We start from the raw sequence: 15,676 nt of genomic DNA on the forward strand, positions 1-15,676 counted from the left end.
CAAGTGGTTTGATTATCGAGGTTGCGAAACTGCCAACATTCATTGTTCGAAGTCAGTTACATCTTTTCGGCTTCGATAAGGGACCGCTTGCTGTTCTTATAACCGTACAGCGAAATCACACCATGTTTCAGGTCGCCGTTTGAGTCGAAACTGGTTTCCCCGACGACACCCCGATAGTTGGCCGATGGCATTGCCGCAACGATTCTGGCTGCCTCGACGGAGTTGGCACGCTTCATTGCATCGACAATGATGTAGACGGCGTCGTAAGTGAACGGGGCGTAGAGCTGAATAGGCTGGCCGAAGCGCTTCTGGAACTTCGCCTGAAACGCGCTGCCGCCTGGCATGCTCTCGAGTGCAGCGCCGGCTTCCGAACAGATCACGTTGTGGACCGCCGCTCCGGCCAGATCGGCGAGCTTATCGCTGCAAAGGCCGTCGCCGCCCAATACCTTTGCACGCAAGCCCAAGTCCCTCGCCTGTTTTGTAAATGGACCACCGGTCGCATCCATGCCACCGTACATCACGGCATCCGGATTCTCACCTTTGATTTTTGTCAGGATCGCCCGAAAGTCGATTGCTTTGTCGTTGGTGGCGTCGTGCGACAGGACGGTCATTCCGGCAGCCTTGGCGGCTTTTTCGAATTCGTTGGCAAGTCCTTGACCGTAAGCGGTGCTGTCGTCAACGATCGCCACCGTTGAAACCTTCAGTTTGTTACGGGCGTACGCCGCGAGCGCAGGACCTTGCTGCGCGTCGGTTGCCACCATCCGATAGGTCGTTTTGAAACCCTGCAGCGTATACGTCGGGTTGGTCGCCGATGGCGAGATCTGGACGATATTCGCGTCACTGTAAATCTTCGATGTCGGTATCGACGTGCCGGAATTCATGTGTCCGACTACGGCGACCACGCGATCGTCGACGAGTCGCTGGGCAACCTGTGTCGCTGTGCGCGGATCCGCTGCGTCGTCTTGCGGATCGAGTTCAAGCCGGACAGCCTCGCCGTTGATGCGCAGCCCCTTCGCATTGATCTCTTCGATCGCGAGGCGCGCTCCATTTTCATTGTCCTTTCCAAGGTGAGCGATGGCGCCGGTAAGCGGCGCAACGTGCCCGATCTTGACGACCGTCTCTGCAATCGCGGAAGTTGAGAATGCAAAAGTGAGCAGGCAGGGGATGCCCGTTGCCAGTAAAGGCTTTTTCATGACGCGTCTCCAATGATATGAATGAGCGGCGTACCTGCCGCCCCTTCAGGTTTTTTCTAGTAACGTCCCGACAACAATTCACCTGCGTTAGGGACATAGGTGCGCAGGCCAAGCTTCTTCAACATTGCATAGGTCGTGCATACCGCCGCGGAAACAACCGGCTTGCCGCATTCGTCCTGTACGGCCTGAATAGCGGCGAGTGAAGGCATTTGTACGCACGCGGAAAGAACCACGGCGTCCGCGTCCGACAGATCGAGTTGTTTGTAGATGGTTCGCAGGGCATTCGGGTCGCGTGCTCCGACCTCGAGGTTGTCGGGAATCTCGAGTGCAAGATGACTCACGACCTTGATGCCCTCCTGTTCGAGATAGTCGACAACCATTTGCGTCAGTGGCTTCATGTACGGTGCAATGAGTGCGATGCGCTGGACGCCGAGTGTGCGCAGACCATCCACCAACGCTCCCGCACTTGTCACGACCGGGGCACGGCACCCGTTCTTCTCAACAACGTTCGTCAGTCGCTCTTCGGAAACGCGATGGTAGCCGTGGCCCATGCTCATGATGGCAACGAGGCAGGCATATCCGAGCACGTCGACCTGGGCGTCCGCGAGCTCTGCCGCGCATCGATCCGAGTCGCGATCCATGGATTCGAGCTCTTCCTTCGTGACTTGCTTCATGCGCATACGGCTCGAATGGAACGTGAAGAGCTCTGGCTCTACCTGTTCCCGCGCATGCAGCATTGCCGGAATCTCCCGTTCCATTGTCACGTTTGAACTAGGGACGATCTGGCCAATACGGAATATTCGATTTGTGTTCATTACGTTGGATCCTCTACACCGCCACGACTGGATTGCGAAGCGTGCCGATCCCTTCGACGTATGCTTCCAGCACGTCGCCCGGCACCATCCACTCCTGAGGGTTGCGTCCCGCGCCGACGCCGGCGGGCGTCCCGGTCGCAATGATGTCGCCGGGCTCCAGCGTGATCGCCGATGCAATGTCGGCGATCAGCGCGGGAATCTTGAAATACATCTGGGACGTGTTGGCCTGTTGCATGACGCGTCCGTTTTTCGTGAGCGACAATTCAAGGCTATGAGGATCGGAAATCTCGTCGGCGGTCACAATGCAGGGGCCCATCGGGCAGTAGGTATCCTGCCCCTTCGAGAAGATCCACTGCCCCGCGCGGCGATTGTCCCGCGCGCTGATGTCGTTAATCACGGTGTAGCCGAAAACGTGCGACATGGCCTGCGCTTCGTCGATGCGTTTTGCGCTGCGCCCGATCACCACCGCAAGTTCAACCTCCCAATCCAGCTGCTGGGTAATCTGGCTGTCGTGCTCGATCGCATCGCCCTGGCCGATGACACTGGTTGGCGGCTTGCTGAAAACAACCGGCTTCTTGGGCATTTCGTTGGCGGTGTCCAGACTGCGGCTCGACTCTTCGACATGGTCCACGTAATTAAGTCCGATGCCAAAGATGTTCTTGCGCGGCTTCGGGATGGGTGCCAGTAGCCTGACATTGTCAATCAAGGTGGTGACACCGACCGGCCACGCGTGCCTGTGCTTGTCGCAAAGAGTTCGGAGAAGCTGGAGCGCGGGAGGCCCCGCGTCGATCAACTCGAGCATGGTCGCCGGAAGATCGGCGTCTTCATGGGCGGCTAGTCTGGCAACATCGACGACGTACTCGTCGATAAGCACACCCGCTCGTGCCGCCTGCTCGCGGGCTCGATCCTGATAGGTTACTAAGCGCATTTGATGTCCTTACTTGCGGTTTAAATGATCTGGTGTCCGTCGTTCGGGACGTAAGCCTCCTCGAGATAGATCGCGAGTGACTTCATGACAGGGAAATCGTTAAAGGAGAAGAGGCAAGCGTCGTCGGAGGAGGAGGCGTTCGCGTGTTCATGCCACGCCCAGGAAGGAACGCAGAAGATGTCGTGCTCTTTCCAGTCAAACCGCTTTCCGCCGATGATCGAATGTCCGCGGCCTTTGGCTACGTGGTAGATCACATTGCCGGTATGGCGGTGGGCGCGCGTCGCTTCTCCTGCCCGAAGCATCTGCATCTGTGCGCCCATTGTCGGCATGACGGCACCGCCGGTGAGCGGATTGATGTATTCCATGACGACGCCGTCGAACGGAGAACCTTCGGTTGTCGCCGCATAAAGACGCAACGCCTCGTAGGTGCTTTCCCAAGTAAATTTGAGCAGCGGCGAATACGGTTTGGACCAGTCGGGCTCGAGCGGCTTGAGGGCGATATTGCCGTATTTGAAATTCGACGCATTCACTGGCCGCGCAACTTCCTGGTGCAGGTCGGGGTGCACCTGATAGAAATTCGCCTCCAGCGCATTGATCAGAGGGATGTCGAGTCCATCCTGCCAGATACACGGCGAATGGCCGCCGTCGTTGCCGTGTTCATGCCAGGTGCCATTGGGCGTGATGACAAAGTCATTCGCCCGCAATGTAAGACGCTCTCCGTTGACGACGGTATAGGCGCCGCTGCCCTCGATGATGAAGCGCAGCGCCGAAGCCATGTGCCGATGCGCCGACGCCGCCTCGCCCGGCTTCATCACCTGGATGCCTGTATAGAGCCAGCCAACGGCCGCGCTCACATCGCGACGTTGCGGATTGGTCAACATAACCACGCGACGGCCGGCGTCCTCCGGCTTCACCAGTTCGAGCGATTTCAGCACGAGGGGTCTCAGCGCCTCGTAGCTCCAATGCATCGGCACTGCGTGCGCCTTGGGCTCCCATGGTTCGATATCGTTTGCCACTGTCCACAACGCACCTGCTTCGTGCTTCGCCAACTCCGCGTAGTACGCGGTCAGTTCTGGCGTGTCGACCACACGGGCGCGGCCGGCAACATTGTCGTCATGCATGGCGTTCCTCGTGATTTTGAACGGGAGAGATGGCGTCTGCGGGCGGTGCGAAAAGATCGACGGCCTCCGCGGATGCGGCCTTTCGTGCACCGGAGAGTTGCTGGATATCAATCGGCTGCTTTGGCCGCTTGTCCACCGCGAGGTTGAACACATCGAACCGGTTGTAGTGACCAACAATGTCGTGCATCTGCTTGGGCTGGATACACCGCATGAGGTCAATTTCCGCGTAGGCAATTCCTTCGCGGTCGATCAGCGGCTCGGTCATCAACCGCCCGTCGGGGCCGAAGATCCCAGAGAACGCGCTGTGCTCGCGTTTCAGAAGTTCGCGCGCGTGGGTATCGTCTCCTGCAACGCAGGCGATGATCTCTTCGGAAATCGCGGAGCAGGACACAATCGAGAAGAGTTTTCCTTCGAAGGAATGCGCCGCTGTTCGAACCTTGATTGCTTCGACCATGTCGTAGTCCTTCGGTGCGACGGGTAACCCGATGTAGTTGGCAACATGGATCAGTTCACCCTGCGCGAGCAGCGAAAAGCGCGCAAGCGTATTGGTGTTTTCGCCGCAGGCCAGCGCGCCGAGGGGGCCGATCTCCGTGTCGTACACGTTGAGCGAACTTCCGTCGCCCCCTGTCCATGTCAGCTTTTCCGCCCACGTGGGCACCAGCTTGCGGTGGCGGCCCAGCAGGCGTCCATCGGCGCCGATAAACAGGACGGTGTTGTAGAGCGTGCCGTAGCTGCGGGCGCCCCGCTCATTCACGCCGATCACGACAAAGCTGTTCGCGGCGCGGGCGGCAGCACAAAGCCGGTCGACGTGAGGGCCCGGGACATCGATTGAGTTCACGTAAAGCCGCTCATACCAGGCGCTTCCCTCGACGGGCGTCATCGTCCAGTTCCAGTACGGGTAACCTGCGACGAACACTTCCGGGAAGGCAATCAGGCGGGCCCCTTCTTTGGCTGCTTCGGCGATCAGCGAGCACGCAAATTCGACGGTCGCATCGGCGTTGAGAAAGATGGGGGCCGCCTGCACGGCTGCCGCAATGAATTTGTTCGGATAGATTTTCATACAGCATCCTTCGCAAGATTGCGCGAGACGGCACGTCCTCTAACGAACGGGAACACCACGCTCAGGACAACAAGAAAGTGGTATGCCAGTCAGCAATGTCATCCGGAACGTGGGCAGGAACAGTGTGGTTGCGATCACGCAGAACATGAGTGCGCCACCCGCGATGGTCAGGAACGGAAACCCCCAGATCCGGAAGCTCAGTGTCGTGCCGGCGCGGTCAGCGACGCGGCGGAAGCGGTAATGCGTGACGAAAATCATGAACCAGGCGAACAGCGCGCCAAACATCGCGATCGACATCATCAGCAGGAACGATCCCTGGGGCACGATGACGCTGCAGACTGCTGCGAATCCGACACCGAAGGTCGAGAAAATGAGCGACCTCAGCGGACTGCCATTCCTGTTCACCTTGCCGAGAAAAGCCGGAGCGTGGCCGGCACGAGACAGACTGAAAATCATGCGCGTTGCTACGTACAGTTGAGCGTTCATCGCGGATAGGGCCGCAGTCAGAACGACAAAATTCATGATGCTTGCGCCAAAGGGAACGCCGAGCAACTGCATGACCAGAACGAACGGACTTTGCCCCGTTCCGGCCGATTGCCAGGGGACAATCGCAACCATCAGTGCGACTGTGAGGATATAAAAGAAGAACAGTCTGAAGAACGCCGATTTGAACGCGCTGCGCGCTGCCTGTTGTGGATGCTTGGCTTCGCCCGCCGCGACGGCGATGAATTCAATACCTATAAAGCTGAATATCGCGATCACTACAGCGAACCAGGTGCCGGACAGACCTTTCGGAAAGAATCCATTCTGGGAAAAGTAGTTGTGAAAGCCGATATTGCTACTGGCTGGCGCGCGGAAAAGCATGTAGCCGCCCACCAGAATGAACGCGACGATAGCGATGACCTTGACGATGGCGAACCAGTACTCGGCCGTCCCGAAGATCTTGACGCTGCTGGCATTCACCAGAATGAGGAGCGCCGAGAAGATCGTGATCCATAGCCATCCTGGAGAACCGGGAAACCAGAACTCCATGTAAACGGCAATGGCGGTAACTTCCGCCCCGATGACAAGGACAACCGACACCCAGTAAGCGTAGCGAACCAGAAATCCCATCCATTCGCCGAGATAATGTTCTGCGTAGGCGCCGAACGACCCGGTCGTGGGGTGGGCTACTACCATCTCGCCGAGGCAAGCCATCAACAGCAAAGCGATGAGCGCGCCGATTGCGTAGCTCAGGATGACGCTGGGCCCAGCCATTTGAATTGCAGCGCCACTACCGAGAAAGAGCCCTGTCCCGATCGCGCTACCGATAGCGATCATCGTCAACTGGGGTTGCGTAAGCCGCTTCTCCAGATCGCCTTCGCGACTGATGATTGCATTAAAATTTTGTTGTACTGACATTATGTCTCCGTCCATCTCTCTTCGATTCCCGGCGCGCCGAACGCGCCGGCATGCTCGTGCTAGGTGAAGTCCCGTCTTTGCTGATATTCGGGCTTGTCCCACGCCCGCTCTTTCATGATCTCGTCGATTGCATCGACAAGCTGGTGAACTTCGTCCTCTGTGTTGTAGAGCGGGGCGAATCCGAATCGCATGTAGTCAGGCATGCGGAAGTCGCCAATGATCTTTCGACGTGAGAGTTCCTGCATGACCGCATAACCTTGCGGGTGGCGCAACGAAACGTGACTGCCCCGGATTGCGGCGTTGCGAGGCGACGCTACGACAAAACCGTGCGTTGCAAGCTGCCGGTCGGCGCCGTCGATGAATAGCTGCGTCAATTGCAGACTTTTTCTTCGGATATCGTCGAGCGAAACGCCTTCAAAAATGTCCAGCGCGCGTGACAGGACTGAAAGACCAAGGACGGGATTGGTACCGCACAGGAAGCGATCAGTGCCTGCCGCCGGCGCATAGTTCTGCACGAAATCGAACGGACGGGCATGCCCGAACCATCCGGCCAGAGGTTGTTCGCAAGCGCTAACATGCCGGGCGGCTACATACAGATAGGCTGGCGCGCCAGGGCCACCGTTCAGGTACTTGTAGCCACAGCCGACCGCAAAGTCGGCTCCGCTTTCGTCGAGCTCGCAAGGCACGGCCCCGGCGGTATGGGACAGGTCCCATACGATCAGTGCGCCGGCGTCATGGGTGGCGCGCGTGAACTCTTCCATGTCGTAGACTTCGGCGCTGCGGTAGTCCACGTGCGTCAGGACGACCGCTGCCACCTCATCGTCGAGTCGCGAAAGGATCTGCTTGGCGGGAACTGCGTCGACCGTTAGTCCGAACAGGCGTGCCACCTGATCCACGATGTAGAGATCGGTCGGAAATGCGTCGGCATCCGTGACGATTTTCTTTCTGCCGGGCCTGAGGCGGACGGCGCTTACGAGCACCTTGAACAGGTTGACCGATGTCGAATCGCAAGCCACCACTTCGTCGGGGCGTGCGCCGATGAGCGCCGCGAGCTTTGCACCGGTCCGCTGCGGCAATGTCCTCCATTCAGCCTCGTGCCAGGAGTTGATCAGCCCGTTGCCCCACTCGTGGGTGATGACATTCGATGCATGAAGCTGAACAACCTTTGGCATCAGCCCCAATGAGTTGCCGTCGAAGTAGCGTACGCCGTCGGGAATGTGGAACCGTTCGCGCGTCTCGGTGAGCGTGTTGCTTTCGGGCATTGCCGATGTATCTGTAAGAGGGGGATTCATCAGGCGCCCAATACGGTCCGGATTGCCCAGAGTTCGGGGAAGAATCGGTGCTCGACTATGTGTTTGAGCCAGCCCACGCCGGCCGATCCGCCGGTCCCGGGCTTGAAGCCAAGAATGCGTTCCACCGACGTGAAATGGCGCCAGCGGTATTGCGAGAACAGGTCGGCGATTTCGATCAGCCCTTCGCCGAGTTGATAGAGATCGTTGTCCGGTGTGGGGTCGGCATAGACCTCGAGCCATGCCTTTTCCACCTCCGGATTTGAAACATACGTCTGGGACCAATTCCGCTGAAGTGCCGAGTCCGGAACGGTGATGCCTCGCCGTTTGAGCAGGGCAAGCACATCGTCGTACAGGCTGGGCGAGTTGAGCGATGCCTTGAGCTGCGGGTAGACGTCGGGATTGTTGGCGTGCGCCTGCGCAAGCCGCACCGACTTGTTACCGAGGATAAACTCGACGTGCCGGTACATGTAAGACTGCTGGCCAGACGAAACACCGAGGCAGTCGCGGAATTCGTTGAATCCACTCGTCGTGATCGTCGACAGGACGTCCCAGGTTTTGACGAGATACTCGAAGAGTCGCTTGATCCGCGGGACGAGCGCGAGCGCGCCGGCCACGTCGTCCGCCTTGATGCGCAGTTGCATGTTGTAGGCTTCGTAGTGAAGCGCTTTGAAAGTGAGCTCCTTGCACTGCGTCATCAGAATGAAGACCATTTCGTCGTGACCATCGCTGCGCATGTGCTGAATGCTGAGCAAGAGATCATTGCGGTGGTAATCGATGAACGGGTTGCTCTTGCCGTCGAACGCGACCAATGGTTCGCCCGCCGTTGTCTTGACGATTTCCTCGCGGCTCTCGTCCGTGGAGATATCCACGCTCCGAACCAGCGACAACTCAAGTACGGGATCGCGAACTTCAGGGATCACGCGCTTGCGCAATGTAGTCATGATTTCTCTCCTAGCAATAGTTCGATGGTTTCGGCGCCGAGTCGGCTAGCCGGATCTGTCAGATCGAAAAGAATGTCGAAATGGTTTCTGCCCGGCACTTCGAAACAGGACACGGACGCACCTGCCTGCCTGAGTTGAGAGGCGTATTCGTGGCTTTGACGTTTGAATTCGCCTGTTTCGTGTTCCCCCCAGCACACCACAGTGGGAATCGCGGCCCGTACCTTTGAGAACGAAGGGCTGATGGCGGTCGCGCTCGAAACATCGAGTCCCAATGGCTTGTTGATATATGTCGTGACGAGGGGACGCAGGTCATAAACGCCGGATAGCAGCACCGCCGCATGGAAGGGCGCCGCGCTCAGCCCGTATTCCTGCCAGTCGGTCGAGATCAGCATTGCCGCGAGATGCGCTCCAGCGGAGCTTCCCGCGATAACAATCCGGGCGTTGGGCCTTAAATCGGCGAGCCTCTTCAATGCTTTTGCACTTTGCGCGACGATGGTGGCAACGGAAGCATGCGGTGCCAACGTGTAGTTCACGGCGGCGTAAGCGATACCTTTGGACAGCAGCGAATCGGCGGGAAAACAGGAGTCTTCAGCGGACAGGTCCTGCCAATATCCACCGTGAAAAAAGACCAGCAGCGAGTCGGCGTCTCCAGCAGGCGGCTCGAACAGAATCACGTACTCGTCGAAAGCCTCGCCGTAACTCAGGAGCATCGACTCCGCACGGGTCAGAGTACAGCCGCTCCTCGCAGCGTAGTCTGCGACTACCTCGCGATAGTTGGCGGCGACTGAACTTGGCGAATACGCCTTGTCCAGATCTTCAGGTGTTAGGGTCTTCCACATTGTTCGCTCCTCCAACTTGCGATCATTGTAGGTATGCAAAAGAGATTTGTTTTTCCGATTTTTGCTGTCAAACTATGAAATATCGGCAAGACATTTCAGTACTTGTCATGTAAAAGACAAGCCATGCCGGGTTATGCGGCTGAACCTTGAAATCAACCCATCCCAAATGAGGGATCCATGGATCAACTACTGTCTGCTGCCGACCGCGACATCCTTGCCTGCCTGCAGGCGGACCCCCGCATATCGATGTCTGCACTTGCTGAAAAGACGAACAGTTCGGCATCGCCATGCTGGCGACGTGTAAAGCGCATGGAGGAGGTCGGCATAATCGACGGTTACAGCCTGCTGCTCAATCGCAAAGCGCTCGGCCTGGGGATAGACGCGTTTGTGTTTGTGAAGATCACGTCTCATCACGAGCGAGATGCTGTGGAATTCGAGCACGCGCTTGAAGCGATCGACCAGGTCTTGTCCTGTTACATCCTGTCTGGCGAGGAAGACTATCTGCTGCGGGTAGTGGCAACAGATCTCGACGCGTTTGCCAATTTCAGCCGGAAGGTACTTGCGGCTTTGCCGCGTGTGCGGGAAGTCAGGAGTGCATTCGTCATGCACACGATCAAGGAATCGCATCGACTGCCGTTGCCAGGTTGATAGTCAATCGATGAGTGACTACGCGGCGATCGTTGAGTCGATGTGCTGGCGGAAAAAAGCTGTGGGGTGACTGCGCCCGGGTCACTCATGTCCGGTCTCCAATGCCGGATTCGGCGAACGCTTGATGCACGGCATCCCGAACTTCCAGTTATCCCCACAAATTGTTCGCAAGCCTGTGGACAACCTGCGCACAGTCCGGCCAAGTGTTTGATCCCACAGTCCTATCCTGTCCCGACGCAACCGCAGGCACCCTTGCCACGGTGTGATAAAAAGTAGTTCCCCGCCACTTATCGAGGCCGAACATGTCGTCCGTCATGGGCTTCAAAGTCGTCCTGCTGTCGCTCGTTGCGATCATCGGTCTCGAACTGCTCGCCAAGCGGCTGCGTCTGCCGCCGGCCGCCGCACTGCTGGTCGGCGGCGCCGCGATGGCTTTCGTGCCCGGTCTGCCGCGTTTCAATCTCGATCCTGAACTGGTCCTGATCGTGTTCCTGCCGCCGCTCCTCATGGACGGCGCGTACTTCTCCGTGTGGGACGAGTTCAAGAGCAATCTCGGCGGCATCCTGCTGCTTGCGATCGGCGCCGTCGCGTTCACCACGCTCACGGTCGGGCTGGTCGTGCATTGGGTCGTGCCCGCCCTGCCATGGGGCGCATGCTTCGCGTTGGATGCGATCGTCTCGCCGCCCGACGCCGTCGCCGCGAAAGCAGTGCTCGAACGTGTCGCGCTGCCGCGCCGCCTGATGGTGCTGCTCGAAGGCGAGAGTCTCCTCAACGACGCAGCCGGACTCGTGCTGTTCCGCTTTGCAGTCGCGGCCGCACTGACCGGCACCTTCAGCGCGCAGCATGCGGCCGGACGCTTCGCCGTGCTCGCCTTGGGTGGCGTGGCAGTGGGCGTGGCGATCGGCTTCGTGGTCGTCAAGCTGCTGCGTTATCTCCACGACGGGTACCTCATCATCACAGCAGCGACCCTGTCCGCGTGGATCAGCTACATCGCCGGCGACACGCTGGACGTGTCGGGCGTGATCGCGACCGTGAGCTGCGGGATGGTGCTCGGCTGGCATCAGCATGAAATCTTTTCGGCGGCGGTACGCATGCGCGGCACGGCCTTCTGGCAGGTCGTGATCTTCCTGATGGAAGCGCTCGTGTTCATTTTGATCGGACTGTCGCTGCGCGGTGTGATCGTGCGGCTAGGTGGCGTCGGCGACGCGCTGACCGCGTTCGCCCCAGCTGTCGGCGCAGTACTCGCGGTGGTCGTGCTGTCGCGCTTCGTGTGGGTCTTCGCGGTGGAATGGTTGAAGGCGCGGGTGTGCAAATTGACAGGCCGCGCGGGCGGCACGCCCGACTGGCGCTCCGCTACTGTCACGAGTTGGGCCGGCATGCGTGGCGTGGTCACGCTGGCCATCGCGCTCTCCTTGCCGGAGGCGATGCCGGGCCGCGATCTGATCCTGGTCGCGTCGTTCGCCGTGATTCTGGTCACGGTGCTCGGTCAAGGCACGACGATCGGACCGCTGATTCGATGGATCAATCCGGACCACGCATCCGAACGAAACGAACGGCATCTGACTGAGCCACAGGCGTGGGCTCGGCTCGAAGCGGCGCAGCTCGCCGCGATTCAGCCGCTCGTGCACGGACCGGATGGCAGCGTGATTCATCCACGCTTGCTGGAACAGTACAGCTATCGTGCCCGCATTACCGCGGCCCATCAGGACGAAGCCGCCTTTCCTCCGAAAGAACGCGCCGCACACTACGACGTGGTGCTGGCCGCCGTTTCGGCGGCACGCGTCGAGCTATTGCATCTGCATCGAACGGGCTTGCTTCACGATAACCTGCTGACCATGCTCGAACACGATCTCGATCTGCAGGAAATCGCGGCGGTGCATGGCAGAGGCTGAAGCGAACGATCTCTACCGCGCGGCTTCCTTGCGTCGCAACGAGTCAGGCAATCCGTACAACACGATCAGCGCACACACCAGGCTCATCGCACCGATCACATACAGGGCCGGTGTCGTACTGCCGGTCAGGTCTCTCACGCGTCCCACCATGATCGGGCTCACAATCCCGCCGAGTTGCCCGAGCGTGTTGATCAACGCGATCCCACCGGCCGCGCCGGCGCCCGTGACGAGCTTCGGCGGCAGCGCCCAGAACGCCGGAATCGAAGCAACCACGCCCGCGCCCATCACAGCCAGCGCGACGACCAGCAACGCCGTCTGCTTGTCGAAGAACCCGGCGGCAAAGAAGCCGAGCGCCGACATGACCAGCAAGCCGAACACGAACTTGCGCCGTTCGCCGCTAGCATCGGACAAGCGTCCGACCACCACCATGCAGATCGCGCCGGCAATATAAGGCACCGCTGTCAGCAAGCCGATCACCGTCGGATTGTTCGTACCCGCCACGTGAATCAGATGCGGCGCCCAGAAGTTCAAACCGTACGACGCCACCTGAATCAGGAAATACACCAACCCCAGCGTGAGAAAGCCCGGCGTCCTGATGGCGCCCATCAACGAATGCCCGGTATCCGGATGACGGCTTTGCTGCGCAATCTGCCCGGACAGAAAGGACTTTTCCGCGGGCGACAGCCAGTCTGCGTCCTCGATACGATCTTTCAGCACCTTCAGCACCAGATAGCCGAGCACGATGCACGGCAACCCACCGAGCAGAAACAGCCAGTGCCAGCCCGGCATGCCGAGCACGCCGTTCATGTGTCCGATCACGAGTCCCGCAAGCGGTGCGCCGACCAGGCCGGAAAACGCGGACGCCAGAAACAGCATCGACGTGATACGCCCGCGATAGCTCGGCGGAAACCACAGCGTCAGGTAGTACAGCACGCCCGGCGCGAAGCCCGCTTCCATGGCGCCGATCACGAAGCGCAGCCCGTAGAACTGCCATTCGCTGCTGACGAACACCATCGCGGCCGTCGCCAGTCCCCACGAGATCATGATCCGCGCAATCCAGCGTCGCGCGCCGACCTTGTACAGAAACAGATTGCTTGGAACCTCGAACAGCACGTAGCCGATCACGAACAGGCTCGCACCGAGACCATAAGCGGTGTCGGACAAGCCGAGGTCGCTCTGCAACTGAAACTTCGCGAAGCTGATGTTGATGCGGTCGAAGAATGCAAACAGATAGCAGATCATGATCAACGGCATCAACCGCCACGCTACTTTGCGGATGATGGCCGCAGCGTCGTTTGCACTGCGCTCGCGGTTGCCGGTTGCGACTGCGCCCAGGTCACTCATGTTCGTCTCCAATGCCGGATTCGGTGAAGCCATCCGGTCGTCTAATCGATTAGGGGTTATCAGATTTGTAGAACGTATTCAGGTACGGGATGCAGGTCGCAGTTACGGCCCGCCTTTGCCAGTTGTCCAGGCACGTCGTGGCCGAGCAACGCGGGCAAGCCGCGCGACAACGCGATCAGTTTTAACAGATCGATTCCGGTGGGAATGCCCATTTCGTCGCACATGTTCACGAGGTCTTCCGTGCAGATGTTGCCGGACGCGCCCGGCGCGAACGGACATCCACCAAGACCACCCAACGCGGCGTCGAAGCGGCGCGCGCCGGCTTCGTATGCCGCCAGCACATTCGCGAGACCCAGCCCACGTGTGTTGTGAAAGTGCAGCGTGAGCGCGGCCGCCGGCAGCCGTTCGAGCACGCGTGTGACGAGACGCGTCACCTGGCGCGGGTTCGCCATGCCGGTCGTGTCGGCGAGCGTGATGCCCTCGATCCCCATCTCGCGATACGTATCGACAATGCCGATCACGCGGTCTTCATCGATCTTGCCTTCGAACGGGCAGCCGAATGTCGTCGCCACCGATCCGTTCAACAGCACGCCCGAGCCCTTCACGTGCCGCACGATATCGCCGAACGCCACCAGCGACGACTCGCAGCTCATCCGCATGTTGGCGCGATTGTGGGTCTGACTCGCGGACATCACGAGGTTCAATTCGTCGGCCCGCGCAGCCAGCGCGCGTTCGGCGCCTTTCAGATTCGGGATCAACGCGACGTAGATCACGCCCGGTTGCCGCTCGATCTGCTGGAACACGGCCTCACCGTCACGCAACGCAGGAATCGCTTTCGGCGAAACGAACGAGCCGCCCTCGATGCGGGTGAAGCCCGCAGTAGATAGCGCGTTAATCAGCGCGATCTTGTCCGCGGTCTCGACCCAGGTGGGTTCGATCTGCAAGCCATCGCGCGGCGCAACTTCCTGCACGATCAGTTTGTCGAATTGCGGGGTGTTCAAAACGCGATTCATTGCACGGCTCCTTCGCGGCGCAGCCGCTCGATATCGTCGTTGGCGAATCCGAGTTCGCTGAGCACGCTGCCGGTATGTTCGCCGAGCGTCGGCCCTTGCCAGCGCACTTCGCCCGGTGTGTCCGAGAGCTTCGGCACGATCCCCGGCATCTTCACGGACGCGCCGCCCGGCAGTTGCGCTTCCAACAACATGTCGCGTGCCTGGTAGTGCGGATCGGCGACGATGTCGGCCACCGAATAAATGCGCCCCGAGGGCACTTCAGCGCGTTCGAGCGCCGCCAGCACATCGTCTGTCGAGTGATGCGAGGTCCACTCGGTGATCGCCTGATCGAGCATCGCGCAGTGCTGAACGCGGCCGTCGTTGCGCGCCAACGCGGGATCGTCGGCGAGATCGGGACGGCCGATCACCTGCATCAGGCGTTTGAAAATCGGATCGCTATTGCCGGCAATCACGACGAAGCCTTCGTCTTCCGTGCGATACGTATTGGACGGCGCGATGCCCGGCAATGCGCCGCCGCTGCGCTCGCGCACATGACCGAGCAGATCGTATTCGGGCACGAGGCTTTCCATCAGATTGAACACGCTTTCGACGAGCGAGACATCGACCACCTGGCCTTCGCCCTGTCCCGTCTTCACGCGCAGCAGCGACATCAGCGCGCCGATCACGCCATGCAGCGACGCGAGCGAATCGCCGAGACTCACGCCTACGCGCGCCGGCGCGCCGTCCACGTCGCCGGTCGTGTAGCGGATGCCGCCCATCGCTTCGCCGATCGCGCCGAAGCCCGGCCGGTCGCGATACGGACCGCTCTGGCCGTAGCCGGAAATGCGGACCATCGTCAGTTTCGGATTGATGGCGTGCAGCACGTCCCAGCCGAGACCGAGCTTTTCGAGCGCGCCAGGACGGAGGTTTTCGATCACGACATCGGCGTCGGCCGCGAGCCGTTTGACGATCTCGACACCGTCCGCCGACTTCAGATTCACGCAGATGGACTTCTTGTTGCGCGACTGCAGATACCACCAGAGCGAGGTGCCTTCATGCAGCTTGCGCCATTTGCGAAGGGGATCGCCGGTTTCGGGCGCTTCGATCTTGATGACGTCGGCGCCGAACTCGGCCATGAGGCGCGCGGCGAACGGCGCGGCGATGAGGGTTCCGATCTCGATGACGCGGATACCCTGAAGGGGTCCACCCATAA

Annotated in this window: 13 protein-coding genes and 1 pseudogene; 2 read left to right on the forward strand and 12 right to left on the reverse strand. The window is 59.8% G+C overall.

Annotated features, from left to right (window positions below; genetic code table 11):
* Nucleotides 1-56: 56 nt before the first annotated feature.
* From PQR54_RS13175 to PQR54_RS13215, 9 genes and pseudogenes are all read right to left on the reverse strand, one after another.
* Nucleotides 57-1,193: a branched-chain amino acid ABC transporter substrate-binding protein gene (locus tag PQR54_RS13175; protein WP_408246252.1), complete on the reverse strand. Its 1,137-nt coding sequence runs from the start codon at nt 1,191-1,193 to the stop codon at nt 57-59.
* Nucleotides 1,194-1,249: 56 nt separating this feature from the next.
* A complete protein-coding gene (locus tag PQR54_RS13180; RefSeq protein ID WP_408246254.1) occupies nt 1,250-2,008 on the reverse strand; it encodes a maleate cis-trans isomerase family protein in 759 nt (252 codons plus the stop codon).
* Nucleotides 2,009-2,021: 13 nt separating this feature from the next.
* Nucleotides 2,022-2,936 (reverse strand): fumarylacetoacetate hydrolase family protein, encoded by a 915-nt coding sequence (locus PQR54_RS13185; protein ID WP_408246256.1) that lies wholly within the window; start codon nt 2,934-2,936, stop codon nt 2,022-2,024.
* 20 nt (nt 2,937-2,956) lie between these two features.
* Nucleotides 2,957-4,057, reverse strand: a complete 1,101-nt coding sequence (locus PQR54_RS13190) for a cupin domain-containing protein (RefSeq protein WP_408246258.1) — start codon at nt 4,055-4,057, stop codon at nt 2,957-2,959.
* Nucleotides 4,050-5,117 carry a carbon-nitrogen hydrolase family protein gene (locus PQR54_RS13195; RefSeq protein WP_408246260.1) on the reverse strand — a complete coding sequence of 356 codons (1,068 nt, stop codon included), beginning with the start codon at nt 5,115-5,117 and terminating at the stop codon, nt 4,050-4,052. Before PQR54_RS13195 ends, PQR54_RS13190 begins: the two co-directional genes overlap by 8 nt.
* Nucleotides 5,114-6,518, reverse strand: a pseudogene (locus PQR54_RS13200) (amino acid permease). The gene PQR54_RS13195 and the pseudogene PQR54_RS13200 overlap by 4 nt, the downstream one beginning before the upstream one ends.
* Nucleotides 6,519-6,577: 59 nt before the next feature.
* Nucleotides 6,578-7,780: a kynureninase gene (kynU, locus tag PQR54_RS13205; RefSeq protein ID WP_408246262.1), complete on the reverse strand. Its 1,203-nt coding sequence runs from the start codon at nt 7,778-7,780 to the stop codon at nt 6,578-6,580.
* Nucleotides 7,781-7,809: 29 nt separating this feature from the next.
* Nucleotides 7,810-8,751: a tryptophan 2,3-dioxygenase gene (locus tag PQR54_RS13210; RefSeq protein ID WP_408246264.1), complete on the reverse strand. Its 942-nt coding sequence runs from the start codon at nt 8,749-8,751 to the stop codon at nt 7,810-7,812.
* On the reverse strand, nt 8,748-9,590 hold the full coding sequence (locus tag PQR54_RS13215) for an alpha/beta hydrolase (protein WP_408246266.1): 843 nt from the start codon (nt 9,588-9,590) through the stop codon (nt 8,748-8,750). Before PQR54_RS13215 ends, PQR54_RS13210 begins: the two co-directional genes overlap by 4 nt.
* A 177-nt stretch (nt 9,591-9,767) precedes the next feature.
* Between PQR54_RS13215 and PQR54_RS13220 the strand changes: the two genes are divergently transcribed.
* The gene (locus PQR54_RS13220; protein WP_408246268.1) at nt 9,768-10,238 is read left to right on the forward strand and encodes an Lrp/AsnC family transcriptional regulator; all 471 of its coding nucleotides are present in this window, start codon (nt 9,768-9,770) and stop codon (nt 10,236-10,238) included.
* A gap of 302 nt (nt 10,239-10,540) precedes the next feature.
* Complete coding sequence (locus PQR54_RS13225; RefSeq protein WP_408246270.1) at nt 10,541-12,127, forward strand: Na+/H+ antiporter; 1,587 nt, start codon at nt 10,541-10,543, stop codon at nt 12,125-12,127.
* A 12-nt stretch (nt 12,128-12,139) separates the two neighbouring features.
* Here the strand turns inward: PQR54_RS13225 and PQR54_RS13230 are convergent, their stop codons facing one another.
* From PQR54_RS13230 to PQR54_RS13240, 3 genes are read right to left on the reverse strand one after another with little or no spacing between them, the layout of a single operon-like run.
* Nucleotides 12,140-13,471, reverse strand: a complete 1,332-nt coding sequence (locus PQR54_RS13230; protein ID WP_408246272.1) for an MFS transporter — start codon at nt 13,469-13,471, stop codon at nt 12,140-12,142.
* Nucleotides 13,472-13,530: 59 nt separating this feature from the next.
* Nucleotides 13,531-14,484, reverse strand: coding sequence for a hydroxymethylglutaryl-CoA lyase (locus tag PQR54_RS13235; protein WP_408246274.1), 954 nt, complete (start codon nt 14,482-14,484; stop codon nt 13,531-13,533).
* On the reverse strand, nt 14,481-15,674 hold the full coding sequence (locus PQR54_RS13240) for a CaiB/BaiF CoA transferase family protein (protein WP_408246276.1): 1,194 nt from the start codon (nt 15,672-15,674) through the stop codon (nt 14,481-14,483). Before PQR54_RS13240 ends, PQR54_RS13235 begins: the two co-directional genes overlap by 4 nt.
* Nucleotides 15,675-15,676 lie beyond the last annotated feature (2 nt).

This window comes from Paraburkholderia phytofirmans (assembly GCF_046028095.1).
GTDB classification, from domain to species: domain Bacteria; phylum Pseudomonadota; class Gammaproteobacteria; order Burkholderiales; family Burkholderiaceae; genus Paraburkholderia; species Paraburkholderia phytofirmans_A.

What these genes read in the sequence shown, in the direction of transcription:
- PQR54_RS13175 (WP_408246252.1), bottom strand. Translation starts at nt 1,193, where the DNA reads ATGAAAAAGCCTTTACTGGCAACGGGCATCCCCTGCCTGCTCACTTTT.
- PQR54_RS13180 (WP_408246254.1), bottom strand. Translation starts at nt 2,008, where the DNA reads ATGAACACAAATCGAATATTCCGTATTGGCCAGATCGTCCCTAGTTCA.
- PQR54_RS13185 (WP_408246256.1), bottom strand. Translation starts at nt 2,936, where the DNA reads ATGCGCTTAGTAACCTATCAGGATCGAGCCCGCGAGCAGGCGGCACGA.
- PQR54_RS13190 (WP_408246258.1), bottom strand. Translation starts at nt 4,057, where the DNA reads ATGCATGACGACAATGTTGCCGGCCGCGCCCGTGTGGTCGACACGCCA.
- PQR54_RS13195 (WP_408246260.1), bottom strand. Translation starts at nt 5,117, where the DNA reads ATGAAAATCTATCCGAACAAATTCATTGCGGCAGCCGTGCAGGCGGCC.
- kynU (WP_408246262.1), bottom strand. Translation starts at nt 7,780, where the DNA reads ATGCCCGAAAGCAACACGCTCACCGAGACGCGCGAACGGTTCCACATT.
- PQR54_RS13210 (WP_408246264.1), bottom strand. Translation starts at nt 8,751, where the DNA reads ATGACTACATTGCGCAAGCGCGTGATCCCTGAAGTTCGCGATCCCGTA.
- PQR54_RS13215 (WP_408246266.1), bottom strand. Translation starts at nt 9,590, where the DNA reads ATGTGGAAGACCCTAACACCTGAAGATCTGGACAAGGCGTATTCGCCA.
- PQR54_RS13220 (WP_408246268.1), top strand. Translation starts at nt 9,768, where the DNA reads ATGGATCAACTACTGTCTGCTGCCGACCGCGACATCCTTGCCTGCCTG.
- PQR54_RS13225 (WP_408246270.1), top strand. Translation starts at nt 10,541, where the DNA reads ATGTCGTCCGTCATGGGCTTCAAAGTCGTCCTGCTGTCGCTCGTTGCG.
- PQR54_RS13230 (WP_408246272.1), bottom strand. Translation starts at nt 13,471, where the DNA reads ATGAGTGACCTGGGCGCAGTCGCAACCGGCAACCGCGAGCGCAGTGCA.
- PQR54_RS13235 (WP_408246274.1), bottom strand. Translation starts at nt 14,484, where the DNA reads ATGAATCGCGTTTTGAACACCCCGCAATTCGACAAACTGATCGTGCAG.
- PQR54_RS13240 (WP_408246276.1), bottom strand. Translation starts at nt 15,674, where the DNA reads ATGGGTGGACCCCTTCAGGGTATCCGCGTCATCGAGATCGGAACCCTC.